Below are 20,176 nucleotides of genomic sequence, written 5' to 3'. Positions count from 1 at the left end.
GTGTCCACTCCGGACACCCACAGACCGCCCGCCTGCCGTACGCTGCGCGCCACCGGTGCCGATGCCGGCCGCTGAGAAATGGGGAGACCGTGCGACGGTGGTGGGGGACGACGATCCTGACGGCGCTGATCGTGGGGGCCGGTGGTTGTGACAGCAGCCCCACCGAGGAGTCAGCCTCGACCTTCGCCCCCAAGGCGGGCGTGTGCCACGCCACCGCTTCCGACGAGCGCAGCCCCGAGGCGTACACCCCGATCCCCTGCTCCTCGAAGCACGAGGCGGAGACGTTCCTGGTCGGCCGGATCTCCGGCGCGGAGGGTGCCGCACCGAAGCCGCCGGCCGCCGACAGCGACGGGCTGTGGCGGCTGTACGAATCCTGCGACAGCGAGGCCGCCCGTTTCCTGGGCGGCGAGTGGCGCGAGTCGCGGCTGGCGATGCGGACGCTGACCCCGTCGGCCACGCGATGGAAGGCGGGTGAGCGGTGGTACCGCTGTGACCTGGTGGAGATGAATGCCGTGGACCGGTGGTCGCCGAACCCGCGGGCGAACAGCCTGCGCAACGGTCTGACCGGTGATTCGCCGCTGCGGTTGAGCTGTTTCACCGAACCGGAAGAGACCTCCGAGGCCCTCGTCAACCTGCCGCCCACCGACTGCAAGGGGCCGCACGCCACCGAGTTCGCCGGCCTCTGGTGGCCCGGTCCGGAGATCGCGGAGGTCACCGAGGAGATCATGGAGGCGGGGTGCCTGTCGGTCATCGCACAGCACGTCGGGGTGCCGGAGCGGGACCTGGACGGCCGGTTCGAGGTGTTGGCGTACTACCCGACGGACGAACCTGAGTGGCTGGCGGACTACAGCGCCTGGTGCTTCCTCCACGCCCCCGATCGACCGCTCACCACCTCACTGAAGGGTGTCGGCCGAACCGGCCTTGCGGCGGCCCGCTGACCGGTGCCGACGTGGATGGCCTGCTCACGACGTGTCAGGCTAGTGCGGTGAGCACGCCGGGCGGTGGAGACCTGTCGGCCACGCTGCGCCGGATCGAACGTTCGGCGGGGGCGTTGGCCACCTCCAGCGTGGCCCGGATGGACGACACGCTGCCGTGGTTCCGGACCCTGCCGGCCGACCAGCGCTCCTGGGTGATGCTGGTGGCGCAGGCGGGCGCCCGGTCGCTGGTGCAGTGGCTGCGTGACGGCGGCGGCACGGCGGACAGCACTCAGGAGGTCTCGGACGAGGTCTTCGCCGCCGCCCCGCAGGCGCTGGCCCGGTCGATCACCCTCCAGCAGACCGTGGCGTTGATCAAGGTGACCATCGACGTTGTCGAGGAGCAGGTGTCGCACCTGGCCGCCGAGGGTGAGGAGCAGCAGCTCCGCGAGGCGGTGCTGCGCTTCTCCCGGGAGATCGCGTTCGCCGCCGCCCGGGTGTACGCGCGGGCGGCCGAGTCGCGCGGCGCGTGGGACGCCCGGTTGCAGGCCCTGCTGGTCGACGCGCTGCTGCGCGGTGACTCGCCGGACGTGCTGGCCAGTCGGGCCGCCGCGCTCGGCTGGGCGGACGCGCCGCCGGTGGCGGTGGCGGTCGGTCGGTCGCCCGGCGGCGAGGTGTCCGCGGTGCTGCACGTGGTCTACCGGCAGGCCCGCCGAATCGGGGTGGAGGTCATCGGCGGGGTGCACGGCGACCGGCTGGTGATCGTGCTGGGTGGCGCACCGGACCCGTTGACGGCGACCGCCAAGTTGTTGAGCGCGTTCGGGGACGGCCCGGTCGTGGTGGGTCCGGCCGTACCGAGCCTGGACGAGGCGACCGAGTCGGCACGGGCGGCATTGTCCGGTTTCCGGGCGGCACCGGCATGGCCCAGCGCCCCCCGGCCGGTGCCGGCCGCGGACCTGTTGCCGGAGCGGGCCCTCGCGGGCGACGCGGAGGCCCGTCGGCGGCTGCGGCACGACGTGTACGCGACTCTGGTACGCGCCGGTGGCGAGCTGCTGGCGACCCTGGACGCGTTCCTGGCCGCCGGCGGCACACTGGAGAGCGCAGCGCGGGCGCTGTTCGTCCATCCGAACACCGTGCGTTACCGGTTGCGCCGGATCGCCGAGGTGACCGGCTTCTCGCCGCTGTCACCGCGGGACGCTTTCGCTCTCCAGGTCGCGCTGACAGTGGGTCGGTTGGATCCGGTCGCCCCGCTCATCTCGCCTGTCCCGACTCAGACAATGACCCCGGCCACCCGGAAAACCACCCAAAACGAGGATGATCCCCGCCGATCTTTGTAGGAAACCTCCAAAGGCGCTAGTGCGGTTTGGTCGAAGGCGGCACAGCGTTACCCGCGCGTATCCGGGAGAGTCATAGGCGTGCTCGCCGTACTTAGTCCCGGCCAGGGTTCCCAGAAACCCGGCTTCCTGACCCCCTGGCTCGACCTGACCGGCACCGAGGCGCGTCTGCGCGAGTGGTCGGCGTTGGCCGGGGTCGACCTGATGCATCTGGGCACCACCGCCGACGCCGACGAGATCAAGGACACCGCCCGCACCCAGCCCCTGCTGGTCGCCGCGGCGTTGCTCGCCGGCGAGCACCTGCCGCTGGACGACGTGACGCTCACCGCCGGGCACAGCATCGGCGAGCTGGGCGCTGCCGCCCTGGCCGGCGTGCTGTCAGCCGAAACGGCGATCACCCTCGCTGGCGTCCGCGGCCGGGAGATGGCGGCCGCGTGCGCGCTGGAGCCGACCGGCATGGCCGCGGTGCTCGGCGGCGACCCCGACGAGGTGCTCGCCGCGATCGAGGCGCACGGGCTCTACCCGGGCAACCGCAACGGCGCCGGGCAGATCGTCGCCGCCGGCTCGCTGGACGGGCTCGACAAACTCGCCGCCGAGCCGCCCGCCCGGGCCCGGATCATCCGGCTCAAGGTGGCCGGAGCGTTCCACACCCCGTACATGGCCCCGGCCGAGACCGCGCTCGCCGCGGTCGCCGCCGAAATCACCCCCGCCGACCCCGTCCGCCTCCTGCTGTCGAACCTCGACGGCACCACTGTCGACACCGGCGCGGACATGGTGCAGCGCCTCGTGCGCCAGGTGACCGCACCGGTGCGCTGGGATCTGTGCATGCGTACGCTGGCTGACCTCGGTGTCACCGGCGTGATCGAGCTACCACCGGCCGGCACCCTCGCCGGGCTGGTCAAACGGGACCTCAAGGGCGACGGAGCCCCGGAGATCGTCACCCTGAACACCCCGGACGACCTGCCGGCCGCACGGGACCTGATCGCCCGCACCGGAGGTCGCTCATGACTGGCAGTCGCATCGTCTCGATGGGGCACTACCAGCCCTCCCGGGTGGTGACCAACGACGACATCGCCCAGCTCGTCGACACCAACGACGAGTGGATCCGCGACCGGGTCGGCATCGTCAGCCGGCGGATCGCCGACAGTGAGACGGTGGCCGACATGGCTGCCGCCGCCGCCGGCAAGGCGCTGGCCAACTCGGGCCTGACCGCCGCCGACATCGACCTGGTCGTCGTCGCCACCTGCACCTCCATCGACCGCAGCCCCAACGTGGCCTGCCGGGTCGCCGCCAAGCTGGGCATCACCGCGCCGGGCGCGTTCGACGTCAACACCGCCTGCTCGGGCTTCGCGTACGCGTTGGGCACCGTCGACCACGCCATCCGGGCCGGCGCGTCGCGCAACGCCCTCGTCATCGGCGCCGAGAAGCTCTCCGACTTCACCGACTGGACCGACCGCTCCACCTGCATCATCTTCGCGGACGGCGCCGGCGCCGCGGTGGTCAGCGCCACCGCCGACGACGAGCCGGCCGGGATCGGGCCGGTGGTCTGGGGTTCGGCGCCGGAGAAGAGCGACGCGGTCCGCATCGAGGGCTGGCGCCCGTACGTCCAGCAGGAGGGGCAGGCGGTCTTCCGCTGGGCCACCACCGCGATCGCGCCACTCGCGCTGCAGGCCTGCGAACGGGCCGGGGTCGACCCTTCGGAGCTGGCCGCGTTCGTGCCGCACCAGGCCAACGCCCGGATCATCGACGGCATCGCCAAGCGGCTCAACATCCCCAACGCGATCATCGCGAAGGACATCGTCGAGTCCGGCAACACCTCCGCCGCGAGCGTGCCGCTGGCCCTGTCCAAGCTGGTCGAGCGCCGGGAGGTGCCCTCGGGCGCACCGGTACTGCTGTTCGGCTTCGGCGGTGGCCTGACCTACGCCGGTCAGGTCATCCGCTGCCCCTGATGACCCCCTCGGCGCGTACGCGTCCAGGAGCGGCGGTCGGCGACGCCGTCCGCCGGAAACCCCGATGAAAGGAACCAACCGTAATGACCCGTGACGAGATCACCACCGGCCTCGCCGAGATCCTCGAAGAGGTTGCCGGGGTGAACCCGGACGACGTGGCCGAGGGGAAGTCCTTCACCGACGACCTCGACGTCGACTCGCTCTCCATGGTGGAGGTCGTTGTCGCCGCCGAGGAGAAGTTCGGCGTCAAGATCCCGGACAACGAGGTGCAGAACCTCAAGACCGTCGGTGACGCCGTCAGCTACATCGCGGCGCAGTCCTGATCATGAGTCGTCCCGACGTCGTCGTCACCGGGCTCGGCGCGACGACCCCGCTTGGCGGGGACGTCGCGTCGACCTGGGACGCCATGCTCGCCGGCCGCTCCGGGGTGAGTGCCCTCACCCAGGAGTGGGCCGCGCAACTGCCGGTCCGGATCGCCGCCCAGCTGGCCGTGGAGCCGTCCGAGGTGCTGGACCGGGTCCGGCTGCGCCGACTGGACCGTTCCGAGGCGATCGCCATCATCGCGGCGCAGCAGGCCTGGGCGGACGCCGGCCTCGCCGGCTCCGACCTCGACGGGGAGCGGCTGGCCGTCAGCGTCGGCTCCGGCATCGGTGGCGCCACCACCCTGCTCGCCCAGGACGACATCCTGGAGGCCTCCGGACCACGGCGGGTCTCCCCGCACACCATCCCGATGCTGATGCCGAACGGTCCGGCCGCCTGGGTCGGGCTGGAGCTGGGCGCCAAGGCCGGCGTGCACTCGGTGGCCAGCGCCTGCGCCACCGGCGCCGAGGCCATCGCCCTCGGGCTGGACATCATCCGCGCCGGTCGTGCCGACGTGGTGGTGGCCGGCGGCACCGAGGCGGTCATCCACCCGCTGCCGATCGCCGGCTTCAGCTCGATGCGGGCCATGTCGACCCGCAACGACGACCCCGAGCGCGCCTCCCGCCCGTGGGACCGGGGCCGAGACGGCTTCGTCCTCGGCGAGGGTGCCGGCATCGTGGTGCTGGAGCGGGCCGAGCACGCGGCAGCCCGGGGCGCCCGGGTGTACGCACGCCTCGCCGGTGCCGGCATCACCTCCGACGCGTACGACATCGTGCAGCCGCACGCCGAGGGTGAGGGCGCCATCCGGGCCATCGCCAAGGCGATCGCGGACGCGGACGTGGCGAAGCGGGACATCGTGCACGTCAACGCGCACGCCACCTCGACCCCGGTCGGGGACATGCTGGAGATCAGCGGGCTGCACAAGGCGCTCGGCGACCACCCGGTGCTGTCCGCGACGAAGTCGATGACGGGTCACCTGCTCGGTGCGGCCGGAGCGCTGGAGTCGATCGCCACCATCCTGGCGATCCGCGACAGTGTCGTCCCTCCGACGATCAACCTCGACGACCCGGAGCCAGGCCTCACCCTGGATGTCGCCGCGCACAAGGCCCGCCACATGGAGATCCCGGCCGCGTTGAACAACGCGTTCGGCTTCGGCGGCCACAACGTGGCGCTCGTCTTCGCCCGGCCCTGAGATCCCGCGGAAGGGCCCCTCCTCGTCGAGGAGGGGGCCCTTCTGTCGTTCAGCCCCGGTTGCGGGGGTGCTGTTTCGCGGTGCGCTCGTTGCCGTGGCGGTAGTTGCCGGTCCAGCGGGCCATCACCAACTGCGGGTCGTCGTCGACCTCGGCGAGGAACTCTGCAGCCCGAGCGCCGCGCAGCGTGCCGGCGACCCGTCCGTGGTGTGTGATCACCACAGTGCCGTCCGCCCGTTGCACGTGCCGGAATCCTTCTGCCACTCCCATGCCTGGAAGGTTGTCAGGCCGACCGAACCGAGGCGACCCGATTTTCGGCCCGTGAACGGCGGTCAGCTACTGGCGCAGGTCGTCGCCGGCAGGCCCGGCACGGTCACCGGGGACCGGCCGCCCGGCCGGGCCTTGCCGGCCAGCACGGCGGCCAGCCCGGTCATGGAGGCCCGGCTGGAGGAGTACGTGGCCAGCAGCGTCGGCGACTTCGCGCCGCTCAGCACGTACGGGGTGTCCATCGCGACAGTGACCGCCGCGTCGGCGCGCAGGTCGTTGGCGCCGTCGCCGTAGCCCACCAGGTGCACGATCGTGCCGCCGCTGGGCTTGACCTGCACCCCGGCGGCGGTCAGTGCGGCGGTGAGCACCGTCCGGGTGCCGTCGCGGCCACCGGAGGAGGTGACGGTGACCGGCCCGCGTACGGCTCCGCCGCAGGTGCCGCGCAGCACGGTGACGGCGGCGGTGGCCAGTGCGTCGGCCGCCGCGCGGTGCGCCGGGGCGTTGAGCGTGGACATCTGCCCGGCCGGGGTCTCCGCGAGCCGGAACTTCATGGTCAGCACCCGGGTGACCGCCTCGACGAGCCGGGCGCGTGGCAGTGAACCGCCGCGCAGCGCGGCGAGCAGCCCGTCGTACGCCTGGCCGACGTTCGGGGTCATCAGGATGAGGTCGTTGCCGGCGTTCAGCGCGCGGACGGCCGCCTCACCGGGAGCCCAGCGCTTCGCGGGCGGCATGTTCATCCCGTCGGTGATCACCACGCCCTTGAAACCGAGCTGACCCCGCAGGACGTCGGTGAGCAGCTTGTGCGAGAACGTCGCCGGGGTCCCCGGGTCGATCGCGCGGGCGTCCAGGTGACCGGACATCACCGCCATCGCCCCGGCGTCCATCCCGGCGGTGAACGGCGGCCACGCGCCGCTCCGCAACGCCTCGGCGGACTGGGTGAGCACCGGCAGGTCCTGGTGGGAGTCGTCGGCGCTGTGGCCGTGCCCCGGGAAGTGCTTCAGGGTGGCCGCGACCCCGGCCGCCTGGAGGCCACGGACGGCGCCGCCCACCTGCACCGCGGCCTGCTTCGGGTCCGAGCCGTACGACCGGGAGCCGATCACGGTGCTGCGGGTGGCCAGCACGTCGGCCACCGGGGCGAAGTCGACGTTGATCCCCATCGCCGCCAGCTCGGCGCCGGCGGCCTGCCAGGCGGCCTCGGTCAGCTTCGGGTCGCCGGCCGCGCCCGCCGCGAGGGCGCTGGGCAGCACGGTGACGCCGTCGGTGACGCGGGTGACGACGCCGTACTCCTGGTCGGTGCCGATCAGCAGCGGCGCCGGGCCGGCGGCGAGCCGACCGGCGGCGGTACGCAGCCCGCTGGTGAGCGCCTGCACCTGCTTCGGGTTGTCGACGTTCGTGGTCTCCTGGTTGCCCTTGGTCGGGTCGTCGGCGCTGAAGCCGACCAGGATCAGGCCACCCAACCGGTACTTGCTGATCATGTCGGCGGGAGTGTCGACCCCAGCGAGGGCCTGGTTGCCGGCGGCCGAGCCGGCCGAGACCTTGGTCGCGGAGTCGCCGTAGGCGTACGGCATCAGCACCTGACCGACCAGGTCCTCGTCGGACAGCGTGGTGACCAGCGCGGCGGCCCGGGCGGCCGGGTCGGTGGCTGGCGGCGCGGTGGGTGCGCTCGGGGCTGCGGATGTGCCGGCCGGGCTGGGCGTCGGCGCTGGGCGCTCGGGGTCGCTTGAGCAGCCGGAGACGAGCAGGGCGGTCAGGGCGGCGACTGCGACGGTGGCGCGCCACGGGCGATTCGACACGCCGCCCATCCCACCAGCTTCCCCCTTATCGGGGCAACTTGACCTTACCGGTCGCACCCTCCCGGGGGGTGCGGCCAGCGGATCGACGGTCGGGTCAGCCGACCCGGGTGAGCAAGGTCACCGGGGCGCCGTCGCCGGCGTACCGGTAGGGCTCCAGGTCGGCGTCCCAGGCGGTGCCGAGCGCCTTGTCGAGGGCGTGCGCCAGCGCCTCCGGGGCCCGCGAGGAGACCATCAGCGCCCGTAGCCGGTCCTCGCCGAGCTGGATGTCGCCGGCCACGCCGACGGTGGCCCGGAACAGGCCACGAGCCGGCACGTACATGAAGCGTTCACCGTCGACGCCGGCGCTCGGCTCCTCGGTGACCTCGAAACGGATCATGGGCCACTGCCGTAGGGCAGCAGCCAGCTCGGCGCCCGTTCCCGGACGACCGGTCCACCCGCACTCGGCCCGGCGTGCGCCGGGGTCGACGGGCTGAGCCGTCCACTGCAGGTTGACCGGCGCGGCTAGGACGCGCGCGATCGCCCACTCGACGTGTGAGCACACGGCGAGCGGGGTCGAGTGGACGTATACGACGCCACGCGTTGGCACGGTGACCTCCCGGAGAGCGAGGTGCGTCTTCCCCTACGACCTCGTCCACCCAGGTGGTTCCTGCAACACATGATTACTCCTGTGGCGGGTGGTGCGCCAGGGAATCGGAAAAATCGCCGGGTGGAATAGCCGGACGGGTGGTCGCCGTTGCCTCTCAGGACACCGCGACAACCAGCGTGATGTCGTGGTCATGTACAGTTCCACCGGCGGCTTATGCCGCGTTACACCTTCGCGAGCCGAGTCAAGTGCGGCCCGCACACAGCCCCCGGACGTCCAGTCCTCCCGTACGTCTTGCAAGGAGTACCTCCGTGGCGAGCAACACCTCTAAGACCGCGCGCGCGTCCGTCCGGGCCGGCCAGGCTGGCCAGGGTGGCGCCCTCAGCGTGCTGGGCGAGTTCAAGTACCTCATCCCGCTCAACGGCGGCAAGCACGCCTACGTGCGGAACCTGACCAACGGCAAGACCGCGCACCTGCGTACGGACTCCGACGCCTTCGTCGAGGAGATCCGCGTGCTGGCCGCCGCCGGCCACGCCGCCAAGATCCGGGCGGAGATCAACAACCTGGCTGCCACCCACCCGGGTGACGGCTGGGAGGCCACCGAGAAGCGCCTGGTCGCGGCCGGCGTCTTCGAGGGCTGAGCTCTCCCCCCCACCGCAACACGTAAAGCGCCCGCCGGGAGTCCCGGCGGGCGCTTTCGCGTGTCCGGCGTGAGATCGAAAAGGCCACGGTCGAGCGCGTCGGGGCGGGTTCAGCCCGGATCGAGCAGAGCGACCTCACCGGTGGCCAGGTCGTAGAGGCCACCGACCACGGCCACCCTTCCGGCGGCGATCGGCCCGGCCAGCAGGTCGTCAGCGCGCAGCGTGCCCACCGTTCGCCGGACATGCCGGCGGATCGCCAGCGGATGCACCGCCGGGTCGTCGATCCCCACCTCGGTCACCGCCGGGGCGATCTCGTCCACCAGGTGCGCCAGCGACCCCCCGGGACGTTGCCCGCTGCGCAGCGCGTCCACCGCCGCGCCCACCGCGCCGCACCGCTCGTGGCCGAGGACCATCACCAGCGGTACGCCGAGCTGGCCGACCACGTACTCGATCGAGCCGCACACCGCGCGGTCGAGGACATGCCCACCGGTACGGATCACGCAGATCGCGCCGAAGGTCTGGTCGAAGATCGCCTCCAGCGGCACCCGGGAGTCGATGCAGCCGAGCACCACCGCGTACGGCTGCTGATCGCCAGAGGCGGCCGCGGCGGCGGTGACGTCGTGTCCGTGGATCGGCTGGCCGCTGACGAACCGCCGGTTGCCGGAGAGCAGGTCGGCCAGCGCGGCGCGGGGCGTACCCCCGGCCTGCCGTCCCTGCCCCGCCGCCCCGCCCATGGACGCCCCCGACGACCCCATGCCGTACAGCTTGGTCCCCCGCCGAGGACCACGGGCGCGGTCCGGAATGTTAGCCCCGGCGCGATTGACGTGGTCTGATGGCGGGTAGCCCGTGTTACCGCCGGGTATCCCGGTGCTGGTGATGCTGGGCGGCCCTGGGAGGCGGCGATGCCGGAGCGGTTCGAGGTGGGTCTGCCGGACGGTGTGCGGCTCAACGTCGAGGTCACGGGGCCGACGGACGCCCCGGTGACCGCCATCCTGCTGCACGGTTGGACGCTGGACGGGCGCGCCTGGCACCGACAGGTCGACGCGCTCACCGCGGCGCCACTCGGCGGGGCGGTGCGGGTGGTCACCTACGACGCGCGGGGGCACGGCCGCTCCAGCTGCATGGCGCTGCCCACGGCCACACTGGCCCAGCTGGGTGACGACCTGGCCGCGGTGATCGACGCGGTGGCGCCTCCCGGGCCGGTGCTCCTCGTCGGGCACTCGATGGGCGGCATGACGATCATGGAGTACGCCCACCGCCACCCCACGCACTTCGCCGCCCGTACGGCCGGGCTGGTCTTCGTCTCGACCACCGCCGAGGGGCACACGCACACCGTCTACGGGCTCTCGCCGCGGATCGCCCGGTTGATCCGGCTGGCCGAGACGACCGGAGCCGGAGTGCTCGCCCGGTGCGGGTCGTGGCGAGCGCCCCGGGCCCTGCTGAACGCGCTGCAACCGAGCATCCGGTGGATGCTCTTCGGCGACCACTGCGAGCCCTCCGACATCCGCCTGGTGACCTCCGCGGTGGCTCGTGCCTCGCTGCGCTCGATCGGCGGGTTCCGCGCCTCCATCGGCACCCAGCACCGACTGGACACCCTCGCCGCGTTGGCCCACCTGCCGGCCGCCGCCCTGGTCGGCGACCGGGACCGACTGACCCCACCGCCCTGTGCCGAGTCGATCGCGGCGGCGCTGCCGGCCACCGAGCTGACCGTCTGCCCGGGTGCCGGGCACATGCTGATGATGGAGCGCCCGGACGAGGTCAACGCCGCCCTCACCGGCGTACTGCGTCGGGTGCTCGCCGCACCGCAGCGCAGGGTGACGCCCGCCGGGACGGGCGTCTGAGCGCGTTCCCGCACCTCGGGCGCGGCGGGCCGGGCCGGGGGCCGTACCCTTCTGCGGTTGGCTTGCGCGGTTTCCGCCGCCTGCCGGCGACCTTCGAAGGAGCGTGCGTTGACCGACCAGACCGGCCTGGAGCAGGAGATCGCCGTCGAGCAACGCCACCTCGACCGGGTGTACGCCCGACTCGCCGAACTACGGCAGTCGGCGGTCCGCGCCGAGCGTGACGGCTACCGGATGGCTCGGGTGGGCACGCACGGGGCGCTGGTCGAGCGCGACGCGATGGTCTTCCACGCGGCGCAGCGGCGGCACACCCTGGACGCCGAGCACGAGGGGCTGGTCTTCGGCCGGCTGGACCTACGCGACAGTCAGGTGCTGCACGTCGGGCGCCTCGGCATCCGCGACGAGGACGCCCGCACGCTGGTCGTCGACTGGCGGGCACCGGCCGCTGCCGCCTTCTACCAGGCCACCCCGGCGCAGCCGCTGGACGTGGTGCGCCGCCGCACGATCCAGTCCCGCGCCGAGCGGGTCACCCGCATCGAGGACGACCTGCTCGACCCGAACGCCGCGCCGGAGGGCATGACGGTCGTCGGTGACGGTGCGCTGCTGGCCACCCTGTCCAAGGCCACCGGCCGGGGCATGCGGGACATCGTGGCGACCATCCAGCGGGAACAGGACGAGGCGATCCGCTCCCCCGGCTCCGGGGTCACGATCGTCGCGGGCGGCCCCGGCACCGGTAAGACCGCTGTCGCCCTGCACCGGGCCGCCTTCCTGCTCTACTCCGACCGCAGCCGGTACGCGGGCGGCGGCATCCTGGTGGTCGGCCCGTCGTCGGTCTTCGTGGAGTACATCGGCTCGGTGCTGCCGTCGCTGGGCGAGGACACCGCGACCCTGCACTCGCTGGGCACCCTGTTCCCGGGCATGAGCGCCACCCGCACCGACCCGCCCGAGGTGGCGGCGGTGAAGGGCTCGCTGCGGATGCGTCGGGTGCTGGAGCGGGCTGCCCGCGACGCGGTGCCGGGCGGCCCGGGTGAGCTGCGGCTGCTCTACCGGGGCACGCTGCTGCGGCTGGACCGGACGGCACTGGACCGGATCCGGGACCGCGCGTTGCAACGGGGTGCCCGCCGCAACGAGGTGCGCCGGGCCGGCTTCGACGGGGTGTTCGCCGCGCTCTGGGCGCAGGCCCGTGAGGTGGGCATTCGACTGCCGGACCAGCGGACCTTCGAGGCGGAGATCGCCGAGCGGTCGGAGTTCCGGGAGTTCCTCAAGGCGTGGTGGCCCCGGCTGCACCCTCGCCATGTCCTGGGCTGGCTGGCGCAGCCGGACCGGCTGCGCCGGTACGCCGGGGGGATCCTCTCCTCCGCGGAGATCCGGCTGCTCAGCGCCGCGTACCGGCACCTGGACACGACCGGGCTGACCATCGCCGACATCGCGCTGCTGGACGAGCTGGACTCCCTGCTCGGCAAGCCGGCGCAGTCGGCCAAGGCCCGGCGCGACCCGTTCCAGCTGGCTGGCGGCGTACGCGAGTTGAGCACCCTCGGCGAGCGGCAACGGGCCGCCCGCGCGGCGGCCCGCGAGCGCCCGGAGGACTACCGGGACTACGCGCACGTGGTCGTGGACGAGGCGCAGGACGTCTCACCGATGCAGTGGCGGATGGTCGGTCGACGTGGCCGTCTGGCCTCCTGGACGGTGGTCGGCGACCCCGCCCAGACCGCGTGGACCGGCGACCCCGACGAGCTGGACCGGGCCCGGGACCAGGCGCTGGGTCGGCGCAAGCGGCACGATTTCACGCTCACCACCAACTACCGCAACTCCTCGGAGATCTTCGCGGTGGCGGCGGCGGAGATCCGCCGGCTCTATCCTGACCTGCCGCTGCCGACCGCGGTCCGCTCCACCGGGGTCGACCCGGTCGAGCTGGTGGTGCCCCCGAGCGGGTTGGAGACCGCGACAGTGGAGGCGGCCGCCGGCCTGCTGGCCGAGGTGGAGGGCACCGTCGGCGTGATCACGCCGGTCCCCCGCCGCGACGAGGTCGCCGGCTGGGTCGCCGCACTCGGCGCGCCGAGGCTCCAGGTGGTCACCAGCCTGGAGGCCAAGGGCATGGAGTACGACGGGGTCGTCCTGGTCGCCCCGAGCGAGATCCGGGCGGATCCGGGTGCCGGGGTGCGCACCCTGTACGTGGCGCTCTCCCGGGCCACGCAGCGCCTCACCACCATCGACCCGACCGGCTGATCCGTGCTGGCGAGCCGCCGGCGAGAGTTGCCGCCCCTACACTTGCATACATAGCGATGTGAACATACATTTGACCGGGTCCCGGCTGGCGGCGGAGGGTGGTTCTCGTGGGCGCAGGTCATGACCACCACCACGGGTCCGTCGCCAATGCCGCACACCAGCACCGGGGCCGCCTCTGGGCGGCATTCGGGCTGCTCGCCACCCTGATGGTGGTCGAGGCGGTAGCCGCCCTGCACACCGGCTCGCTCGCCCTGCTCTCCGACGCCGGGCACATGTTCACCGACGTGCTCGGCATCGGGATGGCGCTCGCCGCGATCACCGCGACCCGGCGGGCCACCGGCGACCCGCAGCGCACCTTCGGGCTCTACCGACTCGAGGTGCTCGCCGCGCTGGCCAACGCCGTCCTGCTCTCCGGCGTCGCGATCTACGTGGTGATCGAGGCGATCCGCCGCTTCGGCGACCCGCACGAGGTCATCGCCGGCCCGATGCTCGCGGTGGCCGTGCTCGGCCTGCTCGCCAACATCGCCGCCTTCGCCCTGCTCCGCGCCGGAGCCCGGGAGAGCATCAACCTTCAGGGTGCCTACCTGGAGGTGCTCGGCGACCTGCTCGGCTCGGTCGGCGTGATCGGCGCCGCACTGCTCATCACCGTCACCGACTGGTGGTGGGCCGACCCGCTGGTCGCCGTCGCCATCGGCGTGTTCATCCTCCCGCGCACCTGGCGGCTGGCACGGGCTGCCGTCCGCATCCTGGTGCAGGCCGCCCCGGAGCACCTCCAGGTGACCGCCGTGCACGACCGACTGGCCGCGGTCCCCGGTGTGGTCGAGGTGCACGACCTGCACGTCTGGACGCTCACCTCCGGCATGGACGTGGCCTCCGCACACCTGACCATGGCACCCGGGGCGGAGGTCGGCGCGGTGCTCACCGCCGCGCGTACGGCCCTGCACGACGACTTCCGGATCGAGCACGCGACGTTGCAGATCGAGCCGGGTGCCGCCTCGGGAGCGTGTGGCTCGATCGAGTGGTGACAGCAGCCTCTCGTGACGACGCACGCACCGTCCGTCACATTGGCTGCAGCCACCCCACCGGCACCGGTAGGCTCGGTCCCGGCCTCCACCAGGCGGCGCCCTCCCGGCGCCGGTGGTGGTCGCCGCCTAATCGCCCGCGAGGGCGAACCGGGGAACCACGTACCTGGGGTGCATCCGCGTCAGCGGTAGGGATCTTCCGTCCCGAACCCGTCAGCTAACCCGGTCGGCGGCTGACGGAAGGACATGCACAGTGGCACCAGCACGACCACCCGCCGCCCGACTGGCGGCCCTGATCGTCGCGATGTTCGCCCTCGGCGTCGCGCTCCCGGCCGGCACCGCCTCGGCCGCTCCACCGACCGGCCTGCGGGCCGCCGCCCCCGACTCCGACGAGGAGGGTGGCACCCCCGCGCTGCGAGCCCAACTCGAGGCGGCCAGCAAGGGCTACCTGGACGCGAAGCGCGCCCTGGCCGCCTCGGTGCAGCGGCAGCAGCAGCTCACCACCCAACTGAAGACCATCGAGGTCGAGCTCAACCAACGCAGCGGCAAGGTCGGCGAGATCGCCGGCGTCGCGTACCGCACCGGCCGGCTCAGCGCGATGTCGGCGCTGCTCAACAGCGACAGCCCGGAAGGCTTCATGGACCGGGCAGCCGCACTGGACGCGGTGGCCGCCAACGAGGACCGGGTGCTGCGCGACCTGCTCAGCAGCAAGGACCAGGCCAACCGCACCCAGGTCGCCCTGAACGGTGAGATCAACGAGCAGCGCAAGCAGGTCGCGGTGATGGCCAAGCGCAAGGAGCAGGCCGAACGGGCCTTGACGGTGGCCACCACCCCCAAGCCGCAGCCCGCCGCCGACACCGACTCCAACCGGGGCACCTCCGCCGCCAACGCGAAGGCCGCGCCGCGCAACTCCGACGGCTCCTGGCCGTCGGAGACGTGCAGCGTCAACGACCCCACGCCGGCCAGCGGCTGCATCACCCCGCGCACCTTGCACGCCCTCAACCAGGCCAAGGCGGCCGGCTTCACCCGGTACGTCTCCTGCCACCGACCCAGCGGCTCCGGCGAACACCCGAAGGGCCGGGCCTGCGACTTCGCGGCCCAGACGGGCGGCTTCGGCGGCGACGCCACCGGCGGCGACAAGACGTACGGCAACAACCTGGCCGCGTACTTCATCCGCAACGCCGACCGGCTCGCCGTGCTGTACGTGATCTGGTACAGGCAGATCTGGCTGCCCAGCAGCGGATGGAAGTCCTACAGCGGGGCGGGTGGCGACCCGTCCAGCGACCACACCAACCACGTGCACCTGTCGGTCTACTGATCCGGCCGTTCCCCAAAGTGTGTGATGCCTGTGAGTCATCAAGATGACTCACAGGCATCACGTTCGTCCGGGCAGCGCTGTCCGACCGGGCTACGTCGCCGGGCGTACCCCTGATGTCGTCGCTCGTCGGACGACCCGGCGGCGGTCGGCGGGCAGCATCGCGGTATGCCTCGGATCCCACCCACCGCCCGCAAGGGGCTGCTCACCCTGCACCTGGTCACCTCGCTGGGCTGGCTCGGCGCCGACCTGGTGCTGCTCACCCTCGGCATCGCCGTGCAGCGGGGCGCTGACCCGGCGGTGCTCTACCCGGTCGGCGCGCTGGTCGGCACCGTCCTGTTCGCGCCGCTGAGCGTCCTGGTCTGGCTCATCGGTGTCGCCAGCTCGCTGCTCACCCCGTGGGGCCTGCTGCGCTACCGGTGGGTGGTGGTCAAGCTGGTGCTCACCACGGTGATGGTCGGGCTGGTGCTGTTCCTGCTCACCCCGAATCTGCGGCATGCCGGAGCGGTGGGCGCCGCCCTGCCCGCACGGGACCGCGCCGATCTGGTGATCGCCCCCGCGGTGTCGACCAGCCTGATGATCATCGCGACGGTGCTGTCCACGTACAAGCCGTGGGGACGGCGTCCCGCCGCCCAGCCCGCCCTGGCGGGCCGCGCCCGCAACCGGTGACCCCGCTGCCGTGCCGCGCTCGGGTCAGGCTGAGGGCGGCGGGTCTCCGGTGCGGTCGAGGGCAGCGCCGAGGCGGGTGGCCAGGGCGAGGTGGGCGGCCCGGGCCTGACGGAACGCGTACCGGAACAGCGGGGTCGGCGCGGTCAGGGTGATGTCGACGTCGATCCGGGTCAGGCCGTCCGGCTCGGGGCGCAGCCGGGTGTGGTTACGCACGGTGGTGGCGGGCCACTGGCGGGCCACCATGACGATCTCGTCGTCCTCGCTGATCAGCACGTCCGCGTGGTAGGTGGTCCGGAAGCGCAGGGGGCCGGCCGCCAGCCGGTCGTTGATCGTGTAGCTGGCCTGCGCACCGGGTCGGGGCGGCAGTCGGCGGACCCGGACGATCAACGGGTGCAGCTCACCCTGCCGGGTCAGGTCGCTGAGCAGCGCCGCCGCCTCGGCCGGCGAACACCGGGCCTGCACGGTGTAGCTGAAGGTATCGCTGCTGAGCACACCGTCTCCCGCCGTCGATGGTCGCACGATCGTCCCGTACCGATGTCTGGCTGGCAATGTCCGAGGGCCGGCCCGGGCCGGCCCGATGACACGCCCAGTCACCGTTTGGCGCATTAAGGTCGTTCAGTGAGGAATCACCCGACCGTGCTGGAGGCGGACATCATGAACGGCGACGATCCGGTGAGCGGGCACGTGATGGTCTTCGCGCCCACTCCACAGCTGACCGTGACCGTCGACCAGCCGAACGACCACCCCGAACTGCACCTGCACCCCGGCGGGCAGGGCGTCTGGCAGGCCCGGATGGTGATGTCGCTCGGTGTCGAGGTGGTGCTCTGCGCCGCCCTCGGCGGCGAGATCGGCCAGGTGCTGGAGCCGTTGCTGGTCAGTGAGGGCGTGGACCTCAAGGCGGTGGCCCGTGATTCCGGCAGCGGCGGGTACGTGCACGACCGCCGGGACGGCTCCCGGCAGGAGATCGCCGACGTGCCCGGTCAGCCGTTGAGCCGACACGAACTCGACGAGCTGTACAACCTGGCCCTCGGCGAGGGCCTGTCGGCCGCGGTGAGCATCCTCAGCGGGCCGAACGAGCCGTGGCTCGTGCCTGCCGACCTGTACCGACGCTTCGCCGCCGACCTCAGCGCCAACGGCGGTCGGGTGGTGGTCGACCTTTCCGGCGATCACCTCGGCTCGGCGCTGGAGGGCGGCGTCTTCTTCCTCAAGGTGAGCCACGAGGAGCTGATCCGCGACGGCCGCGCCCGCAGCGACGACATCGTGGAACTGACCCGGGCCATGTACGAGCTGCACGCGGCGGGCGCCGAGACGGTGGTGGTGAGCCGGGCCGACCAGCCGGCGCTCGCGCTCATCGACGGGGAGCTGTTCGAGGTCGAGATGCCCCGGTTGGAGGCCGCCGACCCGCGCGGCGCGGGCGACTCGATGACCGCCGGGGTGGCGGCCGTCGTGGCCGGCGGCGGGGACATCCGGACCGCCATCCGGACCGGGGCCGCAGCCGGCGCGCTGAACGTCACCCGGCACGGCCTGGGCACCGGACGACTGGACTCGATCACCGGCCTGGTGGAACGGGTCCGACTGGTGCCTGCGGACAGCCGGCAGCAGGAGCGGACCACCCCGGACGAGCTGGCCGACCGGGCGGTCGACCGATGACCCTGCGGGTGCTGATCACGAACGACGACGGGATCGCCGCGCCGGGCATCCAGGCACTGGCCTGGGCTGCCCGGCAGCGGGGCCTGGACGTGGTGGTCGCCGCCCCGCTGGAGGAGGCGAGCGGCACCAGCGCCGCGATGAGCGCCGTGGAACGGGACGGACGGGTGGTCGTGAACGACCACCCGCTGCCCGACCTGGAGGGCGTGCCGGCGTACGGGGTTGGCGGCTCACCGGGCTTCATCACGCTGATCGCCCTGCACGGCGCGTTCGGCCCACCGCCATCGGTGGTGCTCTCCGGCATCAACCGTGGTGCCAACGCCGGCCGGGCCGTGTTGCACTCCGGGACGGTGGGGGCCGCCTTCACCGCCGCAACGAACGGGTGCCGGGCGATGGCGGTCTCCCTGGACGTGCTCTCCGCGGGCGAGGCGACGGCGGCGAGCGGTGGCGCGGCGGTGGACGCGGCCGCCCGGGTACGCGACGCCGAGCGGCACTGGAGCACCGCGGCGCGGGTCGCCCTGGACCTGCTCCCCCGGTTGACGTCCGCACCGATGGAGAGCGTGCTCAACGTGAACGCCCCGGACCTGCCGCACGGACGACTGCGCGGGGTGCGGCGAGGCACGCTGGCCAGCTTCGGTCAGGTGCAGATGACGGTGGCCGAATCCGGCCACGGCTTCGTCCGCACCTCACTGGAGGAGCCGGGGCAGGCCGCCCAGCCGGGCACCGACGTGGCGTTGCTGGCCGCCGGGTATGCGTCGGTGACGGCCATCCGGGCGGTCACCGAAGCAACCGACATCGACCTGACCGGGCTGGACGAGCAGCCCTGACCGGAATGCCCGGTGCGCTCAGGCGCCGGGCAGCACTTCGGGGGTGGCGGCACCGGCGAAGTAGGGCTCCGGGGCGCCGAACAGGCCGAGCAGACCGGTCACCCAGAGCTGTCGGTGCACGAACCGGCTCGGCTGCGTGACCACCAGCTTGACGTCGCTGACCTCGGCCGTCTGGAAGCCGGCGACCATGGCGCTGATGCCGACGGAGTCGATGAAGGTGACCAGCCTCATGTTCAGCTCGATGCGGAGTGGGCGGCCCTTGGCCAGCACCTCCGCGATCGCCTCGCGCACCTCGTACGCGGTGTCCACGTCGATCTCGCCCCGCGGGGCGATCTCCACCACACCACCGGACAGAACCGACTTCACGATCGACAGGCTCACGCGAGCACCTCCACCCGCCCGTCCCCCGGGCGCCTCATCAGTACGCGGGCCGCGACCGAGAGTATTCCTCCGACGGCCTCGGTCGCCACCCCTCGGGATGAGTAATTCGCGGATCCGGACCCACAAAGCCGCCCATATCCGTACTTTTCAGTATCTGATTACTCAACACTTTTCGTTATCTGACCCTCGGCGATCAGTCGGGACCGACGCGCCGCGGACAAGGGTAGCCGCCCGGACCCGACAGGCCCGACAACCGGACCACCACCCACGCCCGCCCCGTGCGCCACCGGCGTGTCGCCGCGAACGCCCGCCCTGATCGGCACCCGTGGTTGCCGACGCGCCCTAGCATCGGGCCGGGACACCCACCGTGACGGAGAGGACCTTCGATGATCAAGCGACTTGCGGGGCTGGCTGGCGTCGGCGTCTTGCTCGCCCTCGTACTGGCCTGCGGTTTCGGCGGTGGAGGCGACGATGACGACGATGACGACGACTTCGCCCGGGGCGTCGCCGTGACAGTGGTGCGCTGAGTTCCTCCGAGCCAGGGCCGGCCGGGTTTGCGCTCGGGCGGCCCTGGGCACTGCGGGGTAGGCGAACCGTGACGCGCTGAACAGACGCCGAAGTCCGAAGTGGCCGGCGGCTTCGGCACCCGAGGAGGTAACCACGATGTTCGGAACCAACCTGCTGGACCGCCGCAGCAAGCCGGAGCGGATCGCGGACCAGGCCTGGGAGCACCTGCTCTCGGCCGTGAGCTCCGCCGGAGACAGTGTGCGGGACACCGCCCGGTCGGCCCGTCGCAACAGCGGCGACCTTGCCGATGGCGCGGGTGACCTGGTGGGCTCCGCCGCCGAGGAGGCACGTCGGCGTGCCTCGCTGGCCTTCGACGCGCTCGCCGGCCGCCAGCCGGCACTGCCCTGGACGCTGCTGATCGGTGCCGCGCTCGTCGGCGCGGCGGTCGGCTGGGCCGTCGGGTCCGCCGCGCGGGCCGCCGGCAGCCACGACGACCGTGCCGTCGACGACGTGGAGTTCGTCGACGTCGACCGCCCCAACTCCCCCGCGGTCTGATCAACCGCTCTCCCCGCACCGCCACGGGCCCCACTCGACCACGGTCGAGCGGGGCCCAAGCCATCCCCCAACCCCCACCCCCCACGGCGTCGATCATGGAGTTGTGGTGGTGGACAAAGGTGGCGAGAAGCAGCACGTCGTCCACCACAAGTCCATGA

At 72.5% G+C, this 20,176-nt stretch carries 21 protein-coding genes, 1 pseudogene and 1 riboswitch; of the genes and pseudogenes, 16 read left to right on the top strand and 6 right to left on the bottom strand.

The genetic code is table 11. The annotated features are described in order from the left end of the window. Window positions 1-89: 89 nt before the first annotated feature. The 6 genes and pseudogenes from KBX46_RS27065 to fabF all read left to right on the top strand — a co-directional run bounded on the left by KBX46_RS27065 (window position 90) and on the right by fabF (window position 5,749). The gene (locus tag KBX46_RS27065; protein WP_210794682.1) at window positions 90-938 is read left to right on the top strand and encodes a septum formation family protein; all 849 of its coding nucleotides are present in this window, start codon (window positions 90-92) and stop codon (window positions 936-938) included. 11 nt (window positions 939-949) lie between these two features. Further along, complete coding sequence (locus tag KBX46_RS27060; RefSeq protein ID WP_305069558.1) at window positions 950-2,251, top strand: CdaR family transcriptional regulator; 1,302 nt, start codon at window positions 950-952, stop codon at window positions 2,249-2,251. 78 nt (window positions 2,252-2,329) lie between these two features. Next, window positions 2,330-3,247 (top strand): annotated as a pseudogene (locus tag KBX46_RS27055) (ACP S-malonyltransferase); the annotation flags it as partial. A 5-nt stretch (window positions 3,248-3,252) separates the two neighbouring features. Further along, complete coding sequence (locus tag KBX46_RS27050; RefSeq protein ID WP_088949570.1) at window positions 3,253-4,197, top strand: beta-ketoacyl-ACP synthase III; 945 nt, start codon at window positions 3,253-3,255, stop codon at window positions 4,195-4,197. Between the two features lie 83 nt (window positions 4,198-4,280). Beyond that, window positions 4,281-4,520 (top strand): acyl carrier protein, encoded by a 240-nt coding sequence (locus KBX46_RS27045; RefSeq protein WP_030330276.1) that lies wholly within the window; start codon window positions 4,281-4,283, stop codon window positions 4,518-4,520. A gap of 2 nt (window positions 4,521-4,522) precedes the next feature. Continuing rightward, window positions 4,523-5,749 (top strand): beta-ketoacyl-ACP synthase II, encoded by a 1,227-nt coding sequence (fabF, locus tag KBX46_RS27040; protein ID WP_088949571.1) that lies wholly within the window; start codon window positions 4,523-4,525, stop codon window positions 5,747-5,749. Window positions 5,750-5,798: 49 nt separating this feature from the next. On the opposite strand, the gene KBX46_RS27035 is transcribed toward fabF, so the two are convergent. From KBX46_RS27035 to KBX46_RS27025, 3 genes are all read right to left on the bottom strand, one after another. Then, window positions 5,799-6,017, bottom strand: coding sequence for a hypothetical protein (locus tag KBX46_RS27035; RefSeq protein ID WP_099856320.1), 219 nt, complete (start codon window positions 6,015-6,017; stop codon window positions 5,799-5,801). 62 nt (window positions 6,018-6,079) lie between these two features. Next, window positions 6,080-7,816 carry a glycoside hydrolase family 3 protein gene (locus tag KBX46_RS27030; RefSeq protein WP_210794678.1) on the bottom strand — a complete coding sequence of 579 codons (1,737 nt, stop codon included), beginning with the start codon at window positions 7,814-7,816 and terminating at the stop codon, window positions 6,080-6,082. A gap of 85 nt (window positions 7,817-7,901) precedes the next feature. Further along, a complete protein-coding gene (locus tag KBX46_RS27025) occupies window positions 7,902-8,393 on the bottom strand; it encodes a DUF3145 domain-containing protein (protein ID WP_088949573.1) in 492 nt (163 codons plus the stop codon). 308 nt (window positions 8,394-8,701) lie between these two features. Here KBX46_RS27025 and KBX46_RS27020 point away from each other — a divergent pair, with 308 nt between their 5' ends. Beyond that, complete coding sequence (locus KBX46_RS27020; protein ID WP_030330285.1) at window positions 8,702-9,031, top strand: hypothetical protein; 330 nt, start codon at window positions 8,702-8,704, stop codon at window positions 9,029-9,031. A 110-nt stretch (window positions 9,032-9,141) separates the two neighbouring features. Here the strand turns inward: KBX46_RS27020 and KBX46_RS27015 are convergent, their stop codons facing one another. Then, window positions 9,142-9,786 (bottom strand): carbonic anhydrase, encoded by a 645-nt coding sequence (locus tag KBX46_RS27015; RefSeq protein WP_231927117.1) that lies wholly within the window; start codon window positions 9,784-9,786, stop codon window positions 9,142-9,144. A 147-nt stretch (window positions 9,787-9,933) separates the two neighbouring features. Here KBX46_RS27015 and KBX46_RS27010 point away from each other — a divergent pair, with 147 nt between their 5' ends. The 5 genes from KBX46_RS27010 (at window position 9,934) to KBX46_RS26990 (ending at window position 16,101) form a co-directional block, all read left to right on the top strand. Then, window positions 9,934-10,872, top strand: a complete 939-nt coding sequence (locus KBX46_RS27010) for an alpha/beta fold hydrolase (RefSeq protein ID WP_210794676.1) — start codon at window positions 9,934-9,936, stop codon at window positions 10,870-10,872. Between the two features lie 108 nt (window positions 10,873-10,980). After that, the gene (locus KBX46_RS27005; RefSeq protein WP_210794675.1) at window positions 10,981-13,095 is read left to right on the top strand and encodes an AAA family ATPase; all 2,115 of its coding nucleotides are present in this window, start codon (window positions 10,981-10,983) and stop codon (window positions 13,093-13,095) included. A 107-nt stretch (window positions 13,096-13,202) separates the two neighbouring features. Beyond that, complete coding sequence (locus KBX46_RS27000; RefSeq protein WP_099856331.1) at window positions 13,203-14,120, top strand: cation diffusion facilitator family transporter; 918 nt, start codon at window positions 13,203-13,205, stop codon at window positions 14,118-14,120. A 113-nt stretch (window positions 14,121-14,233) separates the two neighbouring features. Further along, window positions 14,234-14,365, top strand: a riboswitch (cyclic di-AMP (ydaO/yuaA leader). Window positions 14,366-14,370: 5 nt separating this feature from the next. After that, on the top strand, window positions 14,371-15,435 hold the full coding sequence (locus KBX46_RS26995) for a coiled-coil domain-containing protein (protein ID WP_374223729.1): 1,065 nt from the start codon (window positions 14,371-14,373) through the stop codon (window positions 15,433-15,435). A gap of 165 nt (window positions 15,436-15,600) precedes the next feature. Further along, on the top strand, window positions 15,601-16,101 hold the full coding sequence (locus KBX46_RS26990) for a hypothetical protein (protein ID WP_210794673.1): 501 nt from the start codon (window positions 15,601-15,603) through the stop codon (window positions 16,099-16,101). A gap of 24 nt (window positions 16,102-16,125) precedes the next feature. On the opposite strand, the gene KBX46_RS26985 is transcribed toward KBX46_RS26990, so the two are convergent. Next, window positions 16,126-16,593: an SRPBCC family protein gene (locus KBX46_RS26985; RefSeq protein ID WP_210794671.1), complete on the bottom strand. Its 468-nt coding sequence runs from the start codon at window positions 16,591-16,593 to the stop codon at window positions 16,126-16,128. Window positions 16,594-16,788: 195 nt separating this feature from the next. Between KBX46_RS26985 and KBX46_RS26980 the strand changes: the two genes are divergently transcribed. Both KBX46_RS26980 and surE read left to right on the top strand, forming a co-directional pair. Further along, window positions 16,789-17,751, top strand: coding sequence for a PfkB family carbohydrate kinase (locus KBX46_RS26980; protein WP_210794781.1), 963 nt, complete (start codon window positions 16,789-16,791; stop codon window positions 17,749-17,751). Then, entirely contained in the window at window positions 17,748-18,575 is an 828-nt protein-coding gene (gene surE / locus KBX46_RS26975) for a 5'/3'-nucleotidase SurE (protein ID WP_210794669.1), read from the top strand. Before KBX46_RS26980 ends, surE begins: the two co-directional genes overlap by 4 nt. An 18-nt stretch (window positions 18,576-18,593) precedes the next feature. Here surE and KBX46_RS26970 read toward each other — a convergent pair whose 3' ends face one another. Further along, window positions 18,594-18,956, bottom strand: coding sequence for an STAS domain-containing protein (locus KBX46_RS26970; protein WP_088949581.1), 363 nt, complete (start codon window positions 18,954-18,956; stop codon window positions 18,594-18,596). Between the two features lie 386 nt (window positions 18,957-19,342). Here KBX46_RS26970 and KBX46_RS26965 point away from each other — a divergent pair, with 386 nt between their 5' ends. Further along, a complete protein-coding gene (locus tag KBX46_RS26965; protein ID WP_157744063.1) occupies window positions 19,343-19,483 on the top strand; it encodes a hypothetical protein in 141 nt (46 codons plus the stop codon). Between the two features lie 136 nt (window positions 19,484-19,619). Next, the gene (locus KBX46_RS26960; RefSeq protein WP_088949582.1) at window positions 19,620-20,018 is read left to right on the top strand and encodes a hypothetical protein; all 399 of its coding nucleotides are present in this window, start codon (window positions 19,620-19,622) and stop codon (window positions 20,016-20,018) included. Window positions 20,019-20,176 lie beyond the last annotated feature (158 nt).

The sequence above is a fragment of the Micromonospora sp. C81 genome, from assembly GCF_018070425.1.
Lineage (GTDB): Bacteria > Actinomycetota > Actinomycetes > Mycobacteriales > Micromonosporaceae > Micromonospora > Micromonospora zamorensis.
Note: the sequence above shows the minus strand (reverse complement) of the source record. Positions and strands in the feature narration are given on the sequence as shown.